General features: G+C 67.0%; 16 protein-coding genes. 14 read left to right on the forward strand and 2 right to left on the reverse strand.

Features of this window, described 5'->3' with window-relative positions; all coding sequences use genetic code 11:
- Positions 1–180: 180 nt before the first annotated feature.
- The 4 genes from AC3A3Q_RS11630 (at position 181) to AC3A3Q_RS11645 (ending at position 6468) form a co-directional block, all read left to right on the forward strand.
- Positions 181–2778: a bifunctional aspartate kinase/diaminopimelate decarboxylase gene (locus AC3A3Q_RS11630; RefSeq protein ID WP_487586411.1), complete on the forward strand. Its 2598-nt coding sequence runs from the start codon at positions 181–183 to the stop codon at positions 2776–2778.
- Positions 2775–4163 carry a UDP-N-acetyl-alpha-D-muramoyl-L-alanyl-L-glutamate epimerase gene (gene murL, locus AC3A3Q_RS11635; RefSeq protein ID WP_487586412.1) on the forward strand — a complete coding sequence of 463 codons (1389 nt, stop codon included), beginning with the start codon at positions 2775–2777 and terminating at the stop codon, positions 4161–4163. The genes AC3A3Q_RS11630 and murL overlap by 4 nt, the downstream gene beginning before the upstream one ends.
- Positions 4144–5562, forward strand: a complete 1419-nt coding sequence (gene murD, locus AC3A3Q_RS11640; RefSeq protein WP_487586413.1) for a UDP-N-acetylmuramoyl-L-alanine--D-glutamate ligase — start codon at positions 4144–4146, stop codon at positions 5560–5562. The genes murL and murD overlap by 20 nt, the downstream gene beginning before the upstream one ends.
- Positions 5563–5679: 117 nt before the next feature.
- Positions 5680–6468 (forward strand): dienelactone hydrolase family protein, encoded by a 789-nt coding sequence (locus AC3A3Q_RS11645; protein WP_487586414.1) that lies wholly within the window; start codon positions 5680–5682, stop codon positions 6466–6468.
- Between the two features lie 13 nt (positions 6469–6481).
- On the opposite strand, the gene AC3A3Q_RS11650 is transcribed toward AC3A3Q_RS11645, so the two are convergent.
- Positions 6482–7495, reverse strand: coding sequence for a polyprenyl synthetase family protein (locus AC3A3Q_RS11650; RefSeq protein ID WP_487586415.1), 1014 nt, complete (start codon positions 7493–7495; stop codon positions 6482–6484).
- Between the two features lie 220 nt (positions 7496–7715).
- Between AC3A3Q_RS11650 and AC3A3Q_RS11655 the strand changes: the two genes are divergently transcribed.
- The 8 genes from AC3A3Q_RS11655 (at position 7716) to AC3A3Q_RS11690 (ending at position 14771) form a co-directional block, all read left to right on the forward strand.
- The gene (locus AC3A3Q_RS11655; RefSeq protein WP_487586416.1) at positions 7716–8093 is read left to right on the forward strand and encodes a hypothetical protein; all 378 of its coding nucleotides are present in this window, start codon (positions 7716–7718) and stop codon (positions 8091–8093) included.
- 69 nt (positions 8094–8162) lie between these two features.
- Positions 8163–8492: a DUF5076 domain-containing protein gene (locus AC3A3Q_RS11660; protein WP_487586417.1), complete on the forward strand. Its 330-nt coding sequence runs from the start codon at positions 8163–8165 to the stop codon at positions 8490–8492.
- A 229-nt stretch (positions 8493–8721) separates the two neighbouring features.
- A complete protein-coding gene (gene ssb / locus AC3A3Q_RS11665) occupies positions 8722–9234 on the forward strand; it encodes a single-stranded DNA-binding protein (RefSeq protein ID WP_200604348.1) in 513 nt (170 codons plus the stop codon).
- 49 nt (positions 9235–9283) lie between these two features.
- Positions 9284–10336, forward strand: a complete 1053-nt coding sequence (gene rfbB / locus AC3A3Q_RS11670; RefSeq protein ID WP_487586418.1) for a dTDP-glucose 4,6-dehydratase — start codon at positions 9284–9286, stop codon at positions 10334–10336.
- A 10-nt stretch (positions 10337–10346) separates the two neighbouring features.
- On the forward strand, positions 10347–11231 hold the full coding sequence (gene rfbA / locus AC3A3Q_RS11675; protein WP_487586419.1) for a glucose-1-phosphate thymidylyltransferase RfbA: 885 nt from the start codon (positions 10347–10349) through the stop codon (positions 11229–11231).
- Positions 11228–11785, forward strand: a complete 558-nt coding sequence (gene rfbC / locus AC3A3Q_RS11680; RefSeq protein WP_487586420.1) for a dTDP-4-dehydrorhamnose 3,5-epimerase — start codon at positions 11228–11230, stop codon at positions 11783–11785. The genes rfbA and rfbC overlap by 4 nt, the downstream gene beginning before the upstream one ends.
- Entirely contained in the window at positions 11782–12678 is an 897-nt protein-coding gene (gene rfbD, locus AC3A3Q_RS11685; protein ID WP_487586421.1) for a dTDP-4-dehydrorhamnose reductase, read from the forward strand. Before rfbC ends, rfbD begins: the two co-directional genes overlap by 4 nt.
- A gap of 98 nt (positions 12679–12776) precedes the next feature.
- Positions 12777–14771 (forward strand): alpha/beta hydrolase family protein, encoded by a 1995-nt coding sequence (locus tag AC3A3Q_RS11690; RefSeq protein WP_487586422.1) that lies wholly within the window; start codon positions 12777–12779, stop codon positions 14769–14771.
- Positions 14772–14837: 66 nt separating this feature from the next.
- On the opposite strand, the gene AC3A3Q_RS11695 is transcribed toward AC3A3Q_RS11690, so the two are convergent.
- Positions 14838–16625: a peptide MFS transporter gene (locus tag AC3A3Q_RS11695; RefSeq protein WP_487586423.1), complete on the reverse strand. Its 1788-nt coding sequence runs from the start codon at positions 16623–16625 to the stop codon at positions 14838–14840.
- Between the two features lie 139 nt (positions 16626–16764).
- On the opposite strand from AC3A3Q_RS11695, the gene AC3A3Q_RS11700 reads away from it, so the two are divergent.
- Both AC3A3Q_RS11700 and AC3A3Q_RS11705 read left to right on the forward strand, forming a co-directional pair.
- Positions 16765–18771, forward strand: coding sequence for an OPT family oligopeptide transporter (locus AC3A3Q_RS11700; RefSeq protein ID WP_487586424.1), 2007 nt, complete (start codon positions 16765–16767; stop codon positions 18769–18771).
- A 138-nt stretch (positions 18772–18909) separates the two neighbouring features.
- A complete protein-coding gene (locus AC3A3Q_RS11705; protein WP_487586425.1) occupies positions 18910–20979 on the forward strand; it encodes a S9 family peptidase in 2070 nt (689 codons plus the stop codon).
- Positions 20980–21018 lie beyond the last annotated feature (39 nt).

Consider the following 21018-nt stretch of genomic DNA (forward strand, 5'->3'; position numbering starts at 1 on the left):
CGGGGGTCCGAGGTAATTAATTCGACTAGAATCGTCGTTCTTTGTGGCCACGCCGCAGCATCAGCCCGCAGCTGGCGCGCCATTCTAGGTTCTGTAGGGGCGCCTTGCCCGTACGGTTGCAGTCGAAATTACTTGTCAATCCTGAACATCACTCACATCCATCCTCAGAGGGCAGTTGCGGTGGCGGAAGCGAATCGCTGGGTAGTACTCAAGTTCGGCGGCACATCAGTGTCTCGCCGCAACCGTTGGGACACCATCGGACGCCTCGCCGGAAAACGCATGGCCGAGGACGGTGTGCGCGTGCTGGTCGTGGTCTCGGCGCTGTCGGGCGTGACCAACGAGCTGCAGGCGATAGCCAATGGCGATGGCATCGACGCGCGCATTGCCGCGCTGGTCGAGCGTCATCGCGCATTCTGCGCCGAACTCGACCTGGATGCCGACACGGTGCTGGGCGAACGCCTGGCGCTGCTGCAAGGCCTGGCGACCGATGCCCGTGCCGGCGAGCGCACGCTCGACTGGCAGGCCGAAGTGCTGGCGCAGGGCGAGCTGCTTTCTTCCACGCTCGGCGTCGCCTACCTGCGCACGCAGGGCCATGACTTTGGCTGGTGCGACGCACGCCAGTGGCTCGATGCGGTGTCGCTGCCCAATGCCAATGCCTGGTCGCAGCGCCTGTCCGTGAACTGCAGGCTCGACGTCGACAGCGCGCCCGGTGAAGCGACGTTCGGTACGCGTTTCTCGGCGCAGGCGGCGCCGATGCTGATCACCCAGGGTTTCATCTCGCGCCACGGCGATGGCGGCACGGCGATCCTCGGCCGTGGGGGCTCCGATACGTCGGCGGCGTATTTCGGCGCGTTGCTCAAGGCGCAGCGCGTGGAAATCTGGACCGACGTGCCAGGCATGTTCAGCGCCAACCCGCGCGACGTGCCCGAGGCGCGCCTGCTGACCCGCCTGCACTATGCCGAAGCGCAGGAAATCGCCACCACCGGCGCCAAGGTGCTGCACCCGCGTTCGATCGCGCCGTGCCGCGATGCCGGCGTGCCGATGGCGATCCTCGACACCGAGCGTCCGGACCTGCCGGGCACGCGCATCGACGCGACCGCAGCGACCGTGCCGGGCGTCAAGGCGATCAGCCGTCGCAACGGCATCGTGCTGGTGTCGATGGAAAGCATCGGCATGTGGCAGCAGGTCGGCTTCCTGGCCGACGTGTTCGAGCGCTTCAAGCGCCATGGCCTGTCGATCGACCTGATCGGTTCGTCGGAAACCAACGTCACCGTCTCGCTCGATCCGAGCGAGAACCTGGTCACCACCAACGTGCTCGAGGCGCTCAGTGCCGACCTGGCCGAGGTGTGCCGGGTCAAGGTGATCGCGCCGTGCGCGGCCATCACCCTGGTCGGTCGCGGCATGCGTTCGCTGCTGCACCGCTTGTCCGACATCTGGGCGACGTTCGGGCGCGAGCGCGTGCACCTGATCTCGCAGTCGTCCAACGACCTCAACCTGACCTTCGTCATCGACGAGGCCGACGCCGATGGCCTGCTGCCGCACCTGCATGCCGAGCTGATCCGCTCGCGAGCGATGCCGGTGCGCGATGCCAGCGTGTTCGGCCCGAGCTGGCGCGAGATCGCGCACGGCAAGCCGCAGCGTGCGCCGGCGTGGTGGCGTGGCCGCCGCGAGCAGCTGCTGGCGCTGGCCGCACAGGGCACGCCGCGCTATGTCTACGACCTGGCGACGGTGCGCGAGCGCGCCCGTTCGCTGACCGCCACGGTCGCGGTCGACCGCTGCTTCTACGCGATCAAGGCCAACCCGCACCCGGCGATCCTCAAGGCGATCACTGGCGAAGGTTTCGGCCTGGAGTGCGTGTCGCAGGGCGAGTTCGAGCATGTGTTCGCCGCGCTGCCGGAGCTGGCGCCGCAGCGCGTACTGTTCACGCCGAGCTTCGCACCGCGGCGCGAGTACGAGGCCGCGTTCGCACGCGGGATCATCGTTACCCTCGACAACATCGAGGCGTTGCAGCGCTGGCCGGAGGTGTTCCGCGGCCGTACGATCTGGCTGCGCATCGACCTGGGCCATGGCGAAGGCCACCACGAAAAGGTCCGTACCGGCGGCGTGGCGGCGAAGTTCGGCCTGCCGATGACGCGTTTCGATGCCTTCATCGAGGAGGCACGCAAGCTGGGCGTTCGCATCAGCGGCCTGCACGCGCACCTGGGCAGCGGCATCGAGGATCCTCAGCACTGGCGCGGTGTCTATGCACACCTGGCCGGGCTGGCCGACAGCGTCGGCACGATCGAGACGATCGACATCGGCGGCGGCCTGCCGATCCCGTACACGCCGGAGTCGCCCGATTTCGATCTCGCGCTGTGGCGCAGCGGCCTGGAGGAGATCAAGTCGGCGTACCCGCGCTACGGCCTGGTGATCGAGCCGGGTCGCTACCTGGTCGCCGAGAGCGGCGCGTTGCTGCTGGCGGTCACCCAGGTGATCGAGAAGGACGGCGTGCTGCGCATCGGCTGCGATGCCGGCATGAACGCGCTGATGCGCCCGGCCATGTACGAGGCCTACCACGGCATCTTCAACCTGAGCCGCCTCGACGATGGCGAGACCGCGGCGTTCGACGTCGTCGGCCCGGTCTGCGAGAGCAGCGACGTGCTCGGCCGCGGCCGCACGCTGCCGGTCGACACCGTCGAAGACGACGTGATGCTGGTCGCCGATGCCGGTGCCTACGGCATGGCGATGGCCAATACCTACAACCTGCGGGCCCTGCCGGCAGAGGACGTAATCGAATGAGTGAGTGGAAATTCAAACGTGACGCCATCCGTGCGTTCCGCTTCGTGCGCTGCGAGTTCGACGCGCAGACCGGCGTGGCGCAATTGGTGTATGCCTTCGACGATGGCCCGGAACTGATCGAGACGGTCACGGTTCCCGGCGCCCCGTTCGTGCTCGAGGGCGAGCGCGCGGCGGCGGTCGAACGCGCGCTGCGCCTGCTCCACCTGTTCACCGGCGTGAGCTACTACAAGGCGGCGGTGCCCGAACAGATCCTGATCGACAGCTACGACATCGATGCCGACACGGCGGCGCTGCTGGAGCTGTTGTACGTCAATGGCTTGGGCGAGTTCGCTTATCGCAACGGCCTGAACCTGCACGGCAAGATCAAGTTCCCGGTAAAGCCCTCCGCTTCAAGCGGAGGGTTGGGAGGGGATGGGTCAGACGCGGCCCCAACGCTGGGCCTGCGCCACCACGCCCTCGTCGCCATCGGCGGCGGCAAGGACTCGCTGGTCAGCATCGAAGCGCTGCGCGCGCTGGGCGTCGAGCAGACCGTGACCTGGATCGGCGGTTCGCAGCTGATCCGCGCCTGCGCCGAGCGTACCGGCCTGCCGACGTTCAACATCGGCCGGTCGCTGGCGCCGCAACTGTTCGACTACAACCGCGAAGGCGCCTGGAACGGCCACATCCCGGTGACGGCGATCAACTCGATGATCATGCTGTTCGCCGCGCTCCTGCTCGGCGTCGACCAGGTGGTGTTCTCCAACGAGCGTTCGGCCAGCTATGGCAGCCTCATCGAAGGTACCGGCGAAGTGAACCACCAGTGGTCGAAGGGCTGGGCGTGCGAGTCGGCGATCGGCGACCATGTGCAGCGCCACATCGCCGCCGACCTGCATTACTACTCGCTGCTGCGGCCGCTCAGCGAGCTCGCCGTGGCGCGCCAGTTCACCCGCACCGATCGCTACGACGCGCACTTCAGCAGCTGCAACCGCAACTTCCACATCCTCGGCGAACGCCCGGCCAACCGCTGGTGCGGCGTCTGCCCGAAGTGCCATTTCGTCTTCCTGGCGCTGGCGCCATTCATGCCCAAGCCGCGCCTGATGGGCATCTTCGGCCGCAACCTGCTCGACGATCCGGCGCAGACGGCCGGCTACGATGCATTGCTGGAGTACCAAGACCACAAGCCGTTCGAATGCGTCGGCGAAGGCCGCGAATCGCGCGCCGCCATGGCCGCACTGACGGTTCGCCCGGAGTGGCGCGAGGACGCCCTGGTCGAGCGCTTCGCCACGGAGATCCGCCCGCAGCTCGATGCGGAAGACCTGCGCATCGAACCGCTGCTGGTGATCGACGATGAGCAGCGCATTCCGCCCGCATTGTGGGAACGCCTGCGTGCGCATCTCGCAGCTTGAAGCTCGCAAGGTCGCGCTGTGGGGCTGGGGTCGTGAAGGCCGCGCAGCCTACCAGGCGATCCGTTCGCGCCTGCCGCAACTGGCGCTGACGCTGTTTTGTTCGCGAGATGAGGCCGCCGAGGTTGCCGCGCTGGCCGACCCGGCCCTCACCACCGAAACCGACGCCAGCGCCGAGCGCCTGTCGGCGTTCGACGTGGTGGTGAAGTCGCCGGGCATCAGTCCCTACGGCGACGAAGCCAGCGCTGCCGCCGCGCGCGGCACGCGCTTCATTGGCGGCACCGCGCTATGGTTCGGCGAGCATGCCGGCAGCAACGGCGTCGTCGCCGGCTCAATCTGCGTGACCGGCACCAAGGGCAAAAGCACCACCACTGCGCTGCTGGCGCACCTGCTGCGCTGCGGTGGTCATGTCACCGCGCTGGCCGGGAACATCGGCATGCCGCTGCTGGAGGTGCTCGATCCGCAGCAGGCGCCCGAGTTCTGGGCGATCGAGTTGTCGAGCTACCAGACCGGCGATGTCGCCGCGAGCGGCGCGCACCCGCAAGTCGCGGTGGTGCTGAACGTGTTCCCCGAGCACCTGGACTGGCACGGCTCGCACGAGCGTTACGTCGAGGACAAGCTGCGCCTGCTGACCCATGCCGCGCCGGCGATCGCCGTGCTCAACAGCAATGATGCGCGGCTGGTCGATGCCGGCAACGAAGCCAGCCGCGATGCCGGCACCGACCTGCGCTGGTTCGGCGATCGCAACGGCTGGCACCTGCGCGAAGACGCGCTGTACCGCGGCGACACCTGGGTGATGGACACGCGCAGCCTGCCGCTGCCGGGGCGCCACAACCGCGGCAACCTCTGCGCCGTGCTGACCGCGATCGAAGCGCTGGGCCTGGATGCGGTGGCGCTCGCGCCGCATGCCGCCGATTTCCAGCCGCTGCCACATCGCCTGCAGACGCTTGGCACGCGTGACGGCATCACCTACGTCAACGATTCGATCAGCACCACGCCACACGCCAGCCTGGCCGCGCTCGACTGCTTCGGCGATCGCCGCGTGGCATTGCTGGTGGGCGGGCACGATCGCGGTTTGCCGTGGGAGGAGTTCGCCGAGGCGATGCGCACGCAGGCGCCGGCAGCGGTGATCACGATGGGCCAGAACGGACCGCGCATCCATGCGCTGCTGGCCGCCATTGCCAGCGAGTCTGGCTTCCATCTCAGTGCCGCGGTCGACCTGGCAGATGCGATGGCCCAGGCGCGCGCGGTGCTGGGCGAGGACGGAGTCGTCCTGCTATCGCCGGGAGCGCCGAGCTTCGGCCCCTATCGCGACTACGTCGCGCGCGGTCGCCATTTCGCCGGGTTGGCCGGCTTCGACTCGGACATGATCAGCGCCATTGCCGGGATCGGTATTTCCTGAGCCTGCATTTCCTGAACCTTCATCCCCTGGGCTTCACGCGTTGAGGACAGGCGCGGGGTAGGCTCGCGCGGCAGTCTCCGCTGACCCGGTGACGCCCAACGCAAGGGGAGAGTCCAGATGCAACGCCTGATGCTCGCTGCTGTCCTGTCGCTTTGCTCGCTGCCTGCGATGGCGGCCATGGTCGAGAAGCCGGTCGACTGGACGATCGGCAAGGACCAGTTCACCGGCGTCCTTGTCTACGACGGCACCAACGCGATCAAGCGTCCAGGCCTGGTGATGGTGCCGAACTGGAAGGGCATCAATCCGGCCGCGATAGAGAAAGCCAGGCAGATCGCCGGCGACGATTACGTCGTGCTGGTGGCCGACGTCTACGGCAGCAGGATCCGGCCGACGACCGATGAAGAGGCGGGCAAGGTCGCCGGTCCTCTGCGGGAGGATCGGGCGATGCTGCGCGCACGGGCCGAGAAGTCGGTCGCCGTGTTGAAGGAGCAGGCCGGGAAGGTTCCGCTCGACGCGACGCGGATCGGTGCGCTCGGCTTCTGCTTCGGCGGCACGACCGCGCTGGAGCTGGTGCGCGGCGGCGATCAGCTGGCTGGCGTGGTCAGTCTGCACGGCGCGCTTGCCACGCCTGTTCCGACAAAGGATGACGGTGCGCGCACGCCGGTGCTGGTGCTCAACGGCGCCGACGACCGCAGCGTCACCGACGAGGACATCGCCGCATTCGAGAAGGAAATGGATGCAGCCGGTGCCGACTGGCAGTTCGTCAACTTCAGCGGCGCGGTGCATTGTTTCGCCGAGCCCGAGGCCAACAATCCGCCGGGCTGCGCCTACAACGAGCGCGCGGCCAAGCGTGCCTACGAGATGATGTTCGACTTCTTCCGCGAGCGCTTCGCCGCGAAGAAATGACGCTGATGCGCGGTCAGTGATCCCGGCTGACCGCGTACCGGGCAAGCCCGCGCAGCGCCGCCGTGTAGTCGTTGTCTTCCATGCCGTCGAGGGCGCGCTCGGCGGCCTGCGCGTACTCGCTGGCGCGGCGGCGGCTGTAGTCGAGGCCGCCGGTGGCGTGGATCGCTGCCAGCACCTGCGGCAAGGCACCGGTATCGCCCTGTTCGATGGCGGCGCGCAGCAATGCCCGCGTCGCATCGTCGCTGTGGGCGATGGCGTGGATCAGCGGCAGCGTCGCCTTGCCCTCGGCCAGGTCGTCACCGAGGTTCTTGCCCAGGGTCTGCGCGTCGGACGCGTAGTCGAGCACGTCGTCGGCAATCTGGAAGGCATAGCCCAGGTTGAGGCCGTAGTCGTGCATGGCGTCGCACGTCGCCTCGTCGGCGTCGCAAAGCAGGGCGCCCAGTCGCGTCGCCGCGGCGAACAGCACCGCGGTCTTGCGCTCGATCACGCGCAGGTAGGCGGCCTCGTCGGTGTCCGGGTTGCGCACGTGCAGCAGCTGCAGCACCTCGCCTTCGGCGATGCGGTTGGTGGTGTCGGCGAGGATCTGCATGACCGGCATGCGCTCGAGCTCGACCATCAGCTGGAAGCTGCGCGAATACAGGAAGTCGCCGACCAGCACGCTGGCGGCATTGCCCCACACCGCATTGGCGGTGCGACGACCGCGGCGCAGGTCCGACTCGTCGACGACGTCGTCGTGCAGCAGGGTCGCGGTATGGATGAACTCGACCACGGCCGCCAGCTGGTGCGCGTCGGCGCCAATGCCCTGGCCGTTGCGCCCGCCCAGGGCCCCGGTGGCCAGCAACAGCAGCATCGGCCGCAGGCGCTTGCCGCCGGCGCCAACGATGTATTCGGCCACCTGGTTGATCAGGACCACGTCCGAGGCGAGCCGGCGCCGGATCAACGCATCGACGGCCGCCATGTCCTCGCGGGCCAGGGCCTGGATGGCGACCAGGTCGGGGACGGCCAGGAGCGTGGGGCTGGGTTGCATGGGCGGACCGCGTCAGTTGGGCCTGGGATTATAAGGGGCGGGTCGCAAATTCCGTGGTCACGCGGGCGTGTTGGGCGGGTACACCGCCTCCCGTCGGGCATTGGATCGATGCCGATATTCAGACGATTCTGATGTCCGGCCCCGTTCGGCGTGCCCAAGCTTGGCCCCTTCTGTGATGTGACAGCTGTCGCTTCGACGGCCAGACCGAAGGGGTTTCGCGATGCAGGAACTCAATTGCGACGAGGCGATGGGCGTGCCCGGGCCAGTCCCCGGATCGCCAGGGGCGGGAAGTGTGCCGCCTGTCGCGCTGCCGGTCTGGCCGGGGCGGCGATTCGTTGACCTCGTCAGCGACAGCCTGCGCGACGTCGCCGGGCGCGATGGCGATGCGCTGTATCAGTTGATGGCCAATGCGATCGTGCAGCACCTTGCGGCCGAAGTGCAGGGCGGCGATGCCAGGCGCCTGGCCGAAGTGGCGATGAATCGCGTGCTGAGCCTGGTATCGAAAGACCTGCAGCGCCAGATCGCTGCTGCGAGGTGCGGGCAGGCTGCGGACCCCGGTCGGTTGGTGCGCGATGCCTCGGCCTGGGCGGGGCGGTAATGCAATGGCGGGCCGGTTCTTGCTCCGGCCTGAAGAAAGATCGCTGTTTTCTCGACGCTTGAGGCAACCATGGAAGAGGTCAGGACGATCACGACAACCCGCCAGGACAGTCTCGTCGAGGCGCTCGACATGCCCAACGGGGTCGAGGCCGACCCGGCTTCGTTCGAGATTCTGCGGTTGTGGGTGGCCAATGGGCGCCTGTCCATGAACCTGCGCCGCGATATCGAGGGTGAAGCGGAGGACTTCGGGATCCTGCTGGCCGACCTTTTCAGTCATGCCTGCTGCAAGTACTCCCAGCGCAGCGGGCGGTCACTGATGGAATGCCGCGAAGGGATGTTGCTGGGGTTCCTCCAGCATACCCATGCCCGCATCCGCTGTGGCGGCCTGACCGAGCACTGATGCCGCGGGCACGGCTCCCGGGCGACGCGGATCCACGCGGCGGCCGGCGCGGGGTGGCCAACCTCCTGCCCGGGCCCCGGTTGGCCGCGGCGAGGGCGCTGCGGAGCTCAGGCCCCCTCGGGCAGACTGCTATGATGGACAACGTTCCGGTGGCGCCCGACCCTCGTGGGTGGCGACAGCCGGCGCAACCAATTGACTGAACAATCCATACGAGAGGGCACGCATACCCATGGCACGTGGCATCAACAAGGTGATCCTGGTCGGCAATCTCGGTGACGATCCGGAAACCAAGTACACCCAGGGCGGCATGGCCGTGACCAAGGCCCGCCTGGCCACCACCAGCGTGCGCAAGGACCGCGAAGGCAATACCCAGGAGCGCACCGAATGGCACCGGGTGACCTTCTTCGGAAAGCTTGGCGAGATCGCCGGCGAGTACCTGCGCAAGGGTAGCCAGGTCTACGTCGAAGGCTCGATCCGCTACGACAAGTACACCGGCCAGGACGGTGTCGAGCGTTACTCCACCGACATCATCGCCGACGAGATGCAGATGCTCGGTGGCCGTGGCGAAGGCGGCGGTGGCGGCGGTGGTGCCGGTCGTGGCGAGTTCCGCGGTGGCGGCGATCGCAGCGAGCGTCCGGCCCGTGCGCCGGCGCGCCAGGAATCGGCACCGCGTCGCGAGGCGCCGGCCGCAAAGTCGAACGATTTCGCCGACGATTTCGCCGACGACGACATTCCATTCTGAGCCGATGGCTCGGCAACTGGCACAGTGGTTTGACATGGAGTTCCAGTAAGTGCCCACCTGGCTTGTTACCGGCGGCGCCGGTTTCATCGGCGGTAATTTCGTTCTCGAGGCAGTGAGGCAGGGCATCCGGATTCTCAACCTGGATGCGCTTACCTACGCCGGTAACCTGGATACACTGAAGTCGATCCAGGACGACCCGAATCACGTCTTCGTGCGCGGCGACATCGGCGACGCTGGACTGGTGGAGGGCCTGCTTCGCCAGCACCGTCCCGACGCGGTCATCAACTTTGCCGCCGAGAGCCACGTTGACCGGTCCATCGATGGGCCGGCTGCGTTCGTGCAGACGAATGTCGTCGGCACGCTGAGCCTGCTCGAGAAGACGCGCGACTACTGGAAGTCGCTGGACGAAGCCGCCAAATCAGCGTTCCGCTTCCTGCACGTCTCTACCGACGAGGTCTACGGGACGCTCGGAGAGACGGGCAAGTTCACCGAGCTCACGCCGTTCGCACCGAACTCGCCGTACTCCGCGTCGAAGGCTGCCTCTGACCACCTGGTCCGCGCCTTCCACCATACCTACGGGCTCCCGGTCCTGACGACCAACTGTTCGAACAACTACGGTCCGTACCAGTTCCCCGAAAAGCTCATTCCGCTGGTGATCGCCAAGGCGCTCGCCGGCGAGGCCCTGCCGGTCTACGGCGACGGACGCAACGTGCGCGACTGGTTGTTCGTGGCCGATCACTGCGCGGCCATTCGCCGCGTGCTGGAGGCCGGGCGCGTCGGTGAGACCTACAACGTCGGCGGCGACGCCGAGCGCGAGAACCTCGTCGTGGTCAAGACGATCTGCAAACTGCTCGATGAGCGTCGTCCGCTGGCCGATGGCAGTGCCCGCGAGTCGATGATCAAGTTCGTCGCTGATCGTCCGGGCCACGATCGTCGCTATGCGATCGATGCGTCCAAGTTGCAGACGGAACTGGGCTGGGCTCCGACCGTCACGTTCGAACAGGGCATGGCGAAAACCGTGGAGTGGTATCTGCAGAACCAGCCGTGGGTCAGTCGCGTGCTGGACGGCAGCTACCGCCTCGAACGCATCGGCCAGGCCTGAGGGCACGCGCATGAACCGCAAGGGCATCATCCTCGCCGGAGGTTCCGGAACCCGGCTGTATCCGATCACCCAGGGCATCAGCAAGCAATTGTTGCCGGTGTACGACAAGCCGATGATCTATTACCCGCTCAGCGTGCTGATGCTGGCTGGTATCCGCGACGTGTTGATCATCAACACGCCGCACGAGCAGGCGCTGTTCCGCACCCTGCTCGGCGACGGTTCGCAATGGGGCATGAACATCGAGTACGCCGTGCAGCCGAGCCCGGACGGCCTGGCGCAGGCGTACCTGATCGGGCGCGATTTCGTCGCCGGCCAGCCCAGCTGCCTGGTCCTGGGCGACAACATCTTCCACGGCCCTGGTCTGACGGCCATGCTCCAGCGCGCGGATGCGCGAGATCACGGCGCCACCGTGTTCGGCTACTGGGTTCGTGATCCCGAGCGTTACGGTGTGGCCGAATTCGACCCGGCCGGCAAGGTGATCGGTCTGGAGGAAAAACCCTCGAAGCCGCGTTCCAACTACGCCGTGACCGGCCTGTACTTCTACGACGGTCGCGCCAGCGATTTCGCGGCCGAGCTGAAGCCCTCGGCGCGCGGCGAGTTGGAGATCACCGATCTCAATCGCCGTTACCTCGAAGAAGGCTCGCTGCACATGGAGCAGCTTGGTCGCGGTTACGCCTGGCTCGACACCGGTACGCACCAGTCGTTGCTGGAGGCCTCGAACTACATCGAGACCATCGAGGCTCGGCAGGGACTGCGCGTGTGCTGCCCGGAGGAGATCGCCTGGAACAATGGCTGGATCGACGCCGAGCATCTCAATGAACTGGCCCGTCCGCTGGCCAAGAGCGGCTACGGCCAATACCTGCTGAGCCTGGCCGAGCGGGGCTACGTTCCGTGAAGGTGATCGAGACCGACCTGCCGGGCTGCGTGGTCATCGAGCCTCGCGTGTTCGGCGACGATCGTGGTTTCTTCTTCGAATCGTTCAACCACGACAAGCTGGCCGCGCATGGCCTGCTGCCGCGGTTCGTGCAGGGCAACGTGTCTTCGTCCGGTCGCGGCGTGCTGCGCGGCCTGCACTACCAGTGGCCCAATCCGCAAGGCAAGTACGTCTCGGTGGTCGAAGGCGAGGTGTGGGACGTCGCGGTGGACATCCGCCGCGGATCGCCGCACTTCGGGCGCTGGACGGCGGTGTTGTTGAGCGCGGAAAACAAGCGCAACTTCTGGATTCCCGAAGGCTTCGCGCACGGTTTCGTGACGCTGAGCGAGCGCGCCGTGTTCACCTACCTTTGCACCGCGACCTACGACGCCCAGGCCGACGCCGCCATCCGCTGGAATGACGCCCGCCTTGCCATCGACTGGCCGGTGTCGGACGCGTCGCTCTCCGACAAGGATGCGCGTGCACCGTTCCTGGATGAGATTGCCGAGGATCGCCTGCCGGTCTACGTGCCATGAGGTTCTTGCTCATCGGCGCCAATGGACAGGTAGGCCACGAGTTGCTGCGCAGCCTGGCACCGCTAGGCGAGGTCGTCGCGACCACGCGCAGCGGGCAGCTCGACGATGGCAGCGCCTGCGAACGTTTCGATCTGTCCGACTTCGACGCCATCGCGCCATTGCTGGACCGCACGCGGCCCGATGTCGTCGTCAACGCCGCGGCCTACACCGCGGTCGATCGCGCCGAGGACGACGTCGAAGCCGCTTTCCGCGCCAATGCCGAAGGACCTGGCCGGCTCGCTGGCGAATGCGCCGCCCGTAGCGTCGCTCTGGTGCACTACTCGACCGACTACGTCTTCGACGGGCAGGGAAGCCGCCCTTACCGGGAAGACGATGCCACCGCTCCTGTCGGCGTCTATGGCCACAGCAAGCTGGCCGGCGAGCAGGCGATCGCCGACAGCGGCGCGCGTTACCTAATCCTGCGCACGGCGTGGGTGTATGGCCTGCACGGTGCCAACTTCCTGCGCACCATGCTGCGTGTCGGTGCCGATCGCGACGAACTGCGCGTTGTCGCCGACCAGCGTGGCACGCCGACGCCGTCCTGGCTGATCGCCGACGCAACCGCCGACATCCTGCGCAAGGATTTCGCCGAATCGGGCATCGTCAATCTCGTCGCCGCTGGGGAAACCACGTGGCATGGCTTTGCCGATGCAATCTTCGACGAGGCGATGTCGGCCGGCCTGATTTCGCGACGCCCGGTTGTGACGGCCATCACGACCGCCGACTATCCCACGCGCGCCAGTCGCCCGGCCTATTCCGTGCTTGATACCAACCGGCTGCGACAGCTGCTAGGCGTCGAACCGCCCTCGTGGCGCCAAGCACTGCAAAAAACGCTCGCTGCCGCAAGGTCATAATTTCCCGGTGGAGCCGTGAACCCGGGATCGGGTAGGCTCCTTTTGCGCGCTTGGGGACCAGCCGGTCGGGGCGCGCCAACGACCTCGGGGAAGGAAAAATGAAGCGAGTTGCATTGCTGGCGGCGCTGGTTGCGCTGATACCGGTCGCACCTGTCATGGCCGCCGATGGCGGGATCAACGTTGGCGACTACGTCAAGAAGGACGAGTTCACCGACGTGAAGCTCTCGCCCGGTGGCGAGTACTACGCGGCAACCGTGCCGTTGGCTGACCGCACCGCACTGGCGGTCATCGAGCGCGGCACCAACAAGATCACCGGTTCGTTGAAGCTCGGGCGCAACGCGCACGTCGCCGACTTCGACTGGATCAGTCGCGATCGCCTGCTGATCAGCCTCTCCGACCGGTTCGGTGAGCTGGAGCAGCCGCTGATGACGGGCGAGCTGATCGCGATGAACGCCGACGGCAGCAAGACCGAGATGCTCGCCGGCTTCCGTGTCGACGATGGCGGCCTGGGCACGACGATCAAGCCCAAGAAGGGCAGCGACAGCATCGGTGCATTCCCGATCGCTGCGCCGTTCAAGGAAAGTCGCTCCGCGCTGGTCCAGGTCGTGCCGTTCAGTGCCGATCCGTATCCGGCGATCGAAAGCATCGATGTCTTCACCGGCCGGCGCGCACGCGTTGCCGTTTCGCCGGTGCGGCGCGCCACCTTCTTCACCGACAACCGTGGCGAAGTGCGCTTCGTCGCCGGGTCCGAGTCCGACAACGTCCGCAAGCTTTACTACCGTTCCGGCGAAGGCGACGGCTGGACGATGTTCGGCATGGAGGACAGCAAGGGTCGCTTCGAGTATCCGATCGGATTCTCCGCCGACGACAAGGTGGTCTACCTGATCGCCGAGCAGGCCAAGGGGCCCGACAAGATCGTCGCGCTCGACCTTGCCAGTCGTGAACGCAAGGTCGTGCTTGGCGACGACAACGTCGATCCGGAGCAGATCATCTACCGCAATGGCACGCGCATTCCGCTCGGCGCGTTCTTCATGGACGGCAAGCCGCGCACGGCCTTCTTCGACGAGACGGTGCCGGAAGCCAAGCTATACCACAGCCTGGAATCGGCGTTCGCAGGCAACAGCGTCGAGATCACCTCGCAGACCTCCGATGGCAGCCTGGCGCTGATCCGTGTCTCCAGCGACCTCAATCCTGGCGACTTCTACCTGTTCGATACCGTCAACAAGAAGGCAGCGCATGTGCTTGCGCGCCGGCAGTGGTTCGATCCCGACCAGATGTCGCCGATGCAGGCGGTCAAGCTGGCCGCACGCGATGGCCTGGAACTGCAGGGCTACCTGACCACGCCGCGGGGCAGCAGCGGGAAGGGGCTGCCGCTGGTCGTGATGCCGCACGGCGGTCCGTTTGGCATCCAGGATGCTTGGGGCTTCAACGACGAGGCGCAGATGCTCGCCGCCGCCGGCTACGCCGTGCTGCAGGTCAACTACCGTGGTTCCGGCGGCTACGGCCTGGCCTTCAGGCAGGCCGGCGCGCAGGAGTGGGGCGGCACGATGCAGGACGATCTGACCGACGCCACGAAGTGGGCGATCGCGCAGGGCGTGGCCAACAAGGATCGCATCTGCCTGTATGGCGCCAGCTATGGTGGCTATGCCGCATTGATGGGCGTGGCCAAGGAGCCGACGCTGTACCGCTGCGCGGCGGGCTACGTGGGCGTGTACGACCTTCCGAAGATGGTGGCCGACGACAAGCGCACCCTTACCCGCTGGGGCAACTGGTCGATGGATTGGGTAGGCAAGCCGGCGGACCTGGGTGCGGTATCGCCCAACCGCATGGCGGACCGGATCAAGGTGCCGGTGTTCCTGGCCGCCGGTGGCGAGGACAAGACCGCCCCGATCGAGCACAGCAAGATGATGGAACAAGCGCTGCGCAAGGCCGGTACGCCCGTCGAGTCGCTGTACTTCGACACCGAAGGCCACGGTTTCTATCTGCCCGAACACAAGAGCGAGTACTACACCCGCCTGCTGGCCTTCCTGTCGCGCAGCCTCGGCGGCGCGGTGGCGGCGACCGGTGCCGGCGACGCCAAGTCGGCGAAGTAATCGCGGAAACGAAAGAGGGGCTGCCTGGCAGCCCCTCTTTTTTTTGGACGTGTTGCAGGCGCGGTGTTACTTCACGCCGTGCATCATCCGTCGCAGCACCGGCGACGCGATCAGCGCGACCACCGCCCAGCCGATGCCGATCCACATCATCAGCCAGAACAGGCTGGCGTACTTGCTGCCGGCGACGGCGAAATCGAGCGTGGTGCCTTCGGGGATGTCGATCGCGGCGAGCTTGCCGAACAATGCGGCCAGCGTTTCCGAGAACGCAGTGGCGAGGAACCAGGTGCCCATCATCAGGCTGACCACGCTCTTCACCGACAACTGCGTCACCGCCGCCAGGCCGACCGGCGCCAGGCACATCTCGCCGATCTCCAGCACCAGGTAGGCCAGTACCAGCCACCACACGCTGGCCACTTCGCCGGTGGCGCCGGCATGCTGCGCCGCGAGTGCCAGCGGGATGAAGCTCAGCCCGGCGAACAGCAGGCCGAAGGCCGACTTCACCGGCTTGGACGGGTCCATGCCGCGGCGATCGAGCACATCCCACAAGCGGCCGAACAGCGGCGCCAGCAGCACCAGGAACAACGCGCCCAGGTAAGTGAGCGAGCCGGCGGTCTGCGGCAGCACCAGGCAGTCGCGCAGCAGGAACACCAGCATCACCAGCACGGCCGAGGCGAACAGCACCTTGGGCATGCGCGATTGCGGATGGCGGTCCGACAGCGCCGCCGAGACCATGAACGCCAGCGGCGCCAGCAGCAGCGAAATCGTCGACCACGGCCACGGCGTGCCTTCGCGGATCACCAGCGACGGCGCCACGTCCTTGGTCAGCATGCGATCGGTGAAGGTGACCCACGAGCCGTAGGTCTGCTCGTACAGGGTGAAGAACACCAGGCACATGAAGATCATCGCCAGCAGCGAGATCATCTGCTGCCGTTGCACTTGCGTGCACCGCACAGTGACGAACCAGGCGAACCACGCCAGCACCGCCAGCATCACCAGCAGCATCAGCAGCAGCGCCAGCGAAACCTCGCCACCGAGGGCGAAGCGGCCGTTGGCCACGGCCCACATCAGCGCCGCGACCGGCACCAGGCCCAGCATCGTGCCCAGGTAGATCGCCCATTCGCGCGGCAGGCCGAACACGCGCTCGCGCAGGCGTGCCGGGTCCGGCGGTTCGGCGTGGCCGTGCAGGTATTTCTGGCCCCACAGGAACTGCCCCAGCCCCAGCAGCATGCCGATGCCGGCCGCGCCGAAGCCCCAGCTCCAGCCCAGCGTCTGGCCGAGGTAGCCGCACACCAGCGAGGCGAACAGCGCGCCCAGGTTGATGCCGGCATAGAACAGCGAGAAGCCCGAATCGCGACGCGGATCGTTGTCGGGATAGAGCCGCCCGACGATCGTGGAGATGTTGGGCTTGAGGAAGCCCACGCCGAGGATGATCAGCGACAGCGACAGGTAGAACACGCGGAGCGAGGCTTCGTCGCGCACCACCACGCCGTTGGTGATCGTCGCGGCATGGCCTTCCACCGCCATGCCCAGGTGGCCGGCGACCAGTAGCAGGCCCCCGAACACCACCGCCTTGCGCATGCCCAGGAAGCGGTCGGCCAGCAACCCGCCGACCACCGGCAGGCAGTAGACCAGGCCGCCGTAGGCGCCGAGCACGTCCAGGCCCGAGCGGTCGCCGAATTTGTGGTGCTGCAGCAAATACAGCAGCAGCAGCGCCTTCATGCCGTAGAAGGAGAAGCGCTCCCACATCTCGGTGAAGAAACAGACGTAGACGCCCTTGGGGTGACCGAAGAGCTCATCGCGGGCGTCGCGGATGACGACGTCGCCGGGGACGGCCGGGGCTGCGATGGTGGACATGGGCGATCCGTGACTGACGTCGCCGAATTCTAGGGCCTGCGAGGGGCCCGCGCGCATCGCCGGCAACACCCCGGGGCCGATGTACGGCGCGCCGGCCGGTCTGCAATACTCGCCCGAACTTCAGCAGGGGCCCGATCCAGTGACCAGCACCAGCCTGTCCGACACCGCGCCGCGTACCGAACTGACCGTACGCAGCCTCATCCTCGGCGTCGTCATCACGCTGCTGTTCACGGCGGCCAACGTGTTCTTCGGCCTCAAGGCCGGCCTGACCTTCGCCACCTCGATCCCGGCGGCGGTGATCTCGATGGCGCTGCTGCGCAACTTCAAGGATTCAACCATCCAGGAAAACAACATCGTGCAGACCGTCGCCTCGTCGGCGGGCACGCTGTCGTCGATCATCTTCGTCCTGCCGGGCCTGGTGATGATCGGCTGGTGGACGGGCTTCCCGTACTGGGAGTCGTTCGCGATCTGCGCCCTGGGCGGCATCCTCGGCGTGATGTATTCGATCCCGCTGCGGCGCGCGCTGGTGACCAATTCCGACCTGCCGTACCCGGAAGGCGTGGCCTGCGCCGAGGTACTGAAGGTCGGCAGCGGCGGCGATACGTCCACCAAGGCGGGTATCGAGGAAAGCCGCTACGGCCTGCTGGCGGTGGTCTGGGGTTCGATCGCGGCCGCAGCGTTCTCGCTGATCGTCGCCACGCGCATCTTCGGCTCGAATGTGGGCGCCTACTTCCGCCTCGGCGGCGACCGCGGTGGCGTCACCGGTTTCGACTTCACCCTGTCGATGGCGCTGCTAGCGGTCGGCCACCTGGTCGGCCTGTGGGTCGGCGTGGCGATGGGCCTGGGCGCGCTGATCGCCTGGGGCTGGGCGGTGCCGCATTACTCGGCGCTGGCTGCCACGGCAGGCCCCGCGGCCGACCTGGGCCAGGCGACATGGGCGACCTACGTGCGCTTCATCGGTGCCGGCACGATTGGCGTCGCCGCGATCTGGACGCTGGCCAAGCTGGTCAAGCCGGTCGTCAGCGGCCTGTCCTCGGCGATGGCCGCCTCGCGCATCCGCAAGGCCGGCCAGGCCGGTTCGCTGCCGCGCCAGGAACAGGACATCCCGATCGGAATGGTCGGGCTGATCTCCATCGCCTGCTTCATTCCGATCGCCTTCCTGCTGGGGCACTTCGCCCTCGGCAGCGGACTGGGCGAGCACATGTGGAAGCTGGTCATCGGCGGCCTGCTGTACGTGATCGTGATGAGCTTCCTGGTGTCGGCGGTGTGCGGCTACATGGCCGGCCTGATCGGTTCGTCCAACAGCCCGCTGTCGGGCATCGGCATCCTGGTGGTGATCGGCGCGGCGCTGCTGCTGGTCTTCGGCATCAAGCCGCTGCTGGCGCCGGGCAATGAAAAAGGCCTGGTCGCATTCGCGCTGTTCGTCACCGCGGTGGTGTTTGCCGTGGCGACCATCGCCAACAACAACCTGCAGGACCTCAAGACCGGGCAGTTGGTGGACGCGACGCCGTCCAAGCAGCAGTGGGCGCTGGTCGTGGGCGTGCTGGCCGGCGCGGCGATCATTCCGCCGATCCTCGACCTGCTCAACCAGGCCTACGGCTTCACCGGTGCGCCGGGTGCGGTGCCGGGCCGCGCGCTGGCCGCGCCGCAGGCGGGCCTGATTTCGGCGCTGGCGCAGGGCGTGATCCTGGGCAACATCGACTGGAGCCTGATCCGCATCGGTGCCTACATCGGCGCCGGCCTGATCGTCGTCGATATGATCCTGCGCCGCACGACCAAGTCGGCGCACCTGTCGCCGCTGGCCGTCGGCCTGGGCATCTACCTGCCGACCTCGGCGACGCTGATGGTGGTGGTGGGCGCGGTCATCGGCTGGCTCTACGACCGCCGTGCCGAGCGCAGCGCCAAGCCCGAATCGACCAAGCAGATGGGCGTGCTGCTGGCCTCGGGCATGATCGTCGGCGAAGGACTGATCGGCGTGGCGATCGCCGCGATCGTGGCGTTCTCCGGCGAGGACTTCCCGCTGGGCCTGGTCGGTGACGGCTTCGCGGGTCCGGCCGTGTGGATCGGCGGCGCGGCGTTCGTCGCGGTCGTGTTCGTCCTGTACCGCTGGGCCGAGCGCGTCAGCGCGAAGGCTGCGGCGGCCTGACCTGGCGAACTGAATGGGGCATGCCGGTCAACCGGCAAACCCGGCAATGACGGCGGGCGCATTGGCCTTTGCGGCCGCCGTCACGGACGCCTAACATCGACGGTCTTTGCATCCGGGTCTTGTCCCGCTGGAGCCGTCATGACGTTTCGCTGCGCCCTTCTGCCGCTGATGCTGGCGGCCGCGCTGTCCCCACTTGCCGCCTCGGCCGCCCCGCGTGGCTTCGAGGTCCGCGACATGGCCACCCTCGACCGCGTCTCGTCGCCGACCCTGTCGCCGGACGGCCGCCGCGTCGTGTTCGCCAAGCGCGTCGTCGATTTCGCCGCCAACAAGGGCGCCTCGTCGCTGTGGATCGAGGACCTGTTCGCGCGCGATGCCGCACCGCCGGTTCGACTGACGCCGGAAGGCTGGAACGTCAATTCGCCGAGCTTCTCTGCCGACGGCAAGACGGTGTACTTCCTCAGCGCCAAGTCGGGCAGCTCGCAGCTGTACGCGATCCCGGCCAGTGGCGGCACGCCGAAGCAGCTGACTGCGTTCTCCACCGACGTGGGCGGCTACAAGCTCTCGCCCGACGGCAAGCGCATCGCCTTCAACGCCGAAGTCTTCGCCGACTGCAAGGGCGACTTCGCCTGTTCGCAGAAGCGCCTGGACGACAAGGGCAAGCAGAAGACCAGCGGCATGCTGTTCGACCGCATCTTCATCCGCCACTGGGATGCCTGGAACGACGGCCGCCTCAACCGTCTGTTCGTGACCAGCCTGGCCGACAAGCCGGCGACCACGGCGACGCTGGTCAGCGGTGAAGTGATCGGCGACGTGCCGTCGCGCCCGTTCGGTGACAGCAGCGAGTACACCTGGGCGCCGGACGGCAAGAGCCTGGTGTTCAGCGCACGCATCGCCGACGCCAAGGAACCGACCTCGACCAATTTCGACCTCTACCAGGCCAGTGCCGACGGCACCGGCGCGGCGAAGAACCTCACCGCCGCCAATCCCGCCTGGGACACGGGCGCCACCTTCAGCGCCGACGGCAAGACCCTGTACTACCGCGCGATGAAGCGTCCGGGCTTCGAGGCTGACCGCTTTGCGCTGATCGCGCTCGAACTGGCCAGCGGCCAGCGTCGCGAGATCGCGCCGCAGTGGGACCGCTCGGCGGACGGCATCACGCTGTCGGCCGACGGCAAGAGCATCTACACGACCGCGACCGACATGGGTGAGCACCCGCTGTTCGCCGTCGACATCGCCAGCGGCAAGGTCAGCAAGCTGGTCGGCGACGGCAGTGTGTCGGCTATCGACCTGGCCGGCCCGACGCTGGCACTGACGCGCAACTCGCTCAAGAGCGGCGACGTGCTTTACACCACCAGCAGCGATGCCACCGCGCCGCTGCGCGCGATCACGGCGACCACCGGTGAAACGCTGAAGGACGTCGCGTTCGGCGACTTCGAGCAGTTCAACTTCAAGGGCTGGAACGGCGACACCGTGCACGGCTACGTGGTCAAGCCGTGGAACTACGTCGAAGGCAAGAAGTACCCGGTCGCGTTCCTGATCCACGGCGGCCCGCAGGGCAGCTTCGGCAACGGCTGGAGCTACCGCTGGAACCCGCAGACGTACGCGGGCCAGGGCTACGCGGTGGTCATGATCGACTTCCACGGCTCGACCGGTTACGGCCAGGCCTTCACCGACGCGATCAGCCAGCACTGGGGCGACCGCCCGCTGGAAGACCTGCAGAAGGGCTGGGCCGCGGCGCAGCAGAAGTACGGCTTCCTCAACGGCGACAAGGCCTGCGCGCTGGGCGCCAGCTACGGCGGCTTCATGGTCAACTGGATCGCCGGCAACTGGAACCAGCCGTGGAAGTGCCTGGTCAACCACGACGGCGTGTTCGACCAGCGCATGATGGGCTTCGCCACCGAAGAGCTGTGGTTCACCGAGTGGGAGCAGGGCGGCACCGCGATCGACAAGGCTGCCAACTACGAGAAGTTCAACCCGGTCAATCACGTCAAGGATTGGCGCGTGCCGATGCTGGTCGTGCACGGCCAGCTCGACTTCCGCATCCCGGTCGAGCAGGGCATCGGCGCGTTCACCACGCTGCAGCTCAAGGGCATCGAGTCGAAGTTCCTGTACTTCCCGGACGAGAACCACTGGGTGCTCAAGCCGCAGAACTCCGTGCAGTGGCATGACACGGTCAATGCCTGGTTGAAGCAGCACATCGGCGAGTAAACCTTTGAAAGCCCCTCTCCCGTTCTCGGGAGTGGGGTG

The sequence above is a fragment of the Lysobacter sp. Soil_C_59 genome (assembly GCF_057656415.1).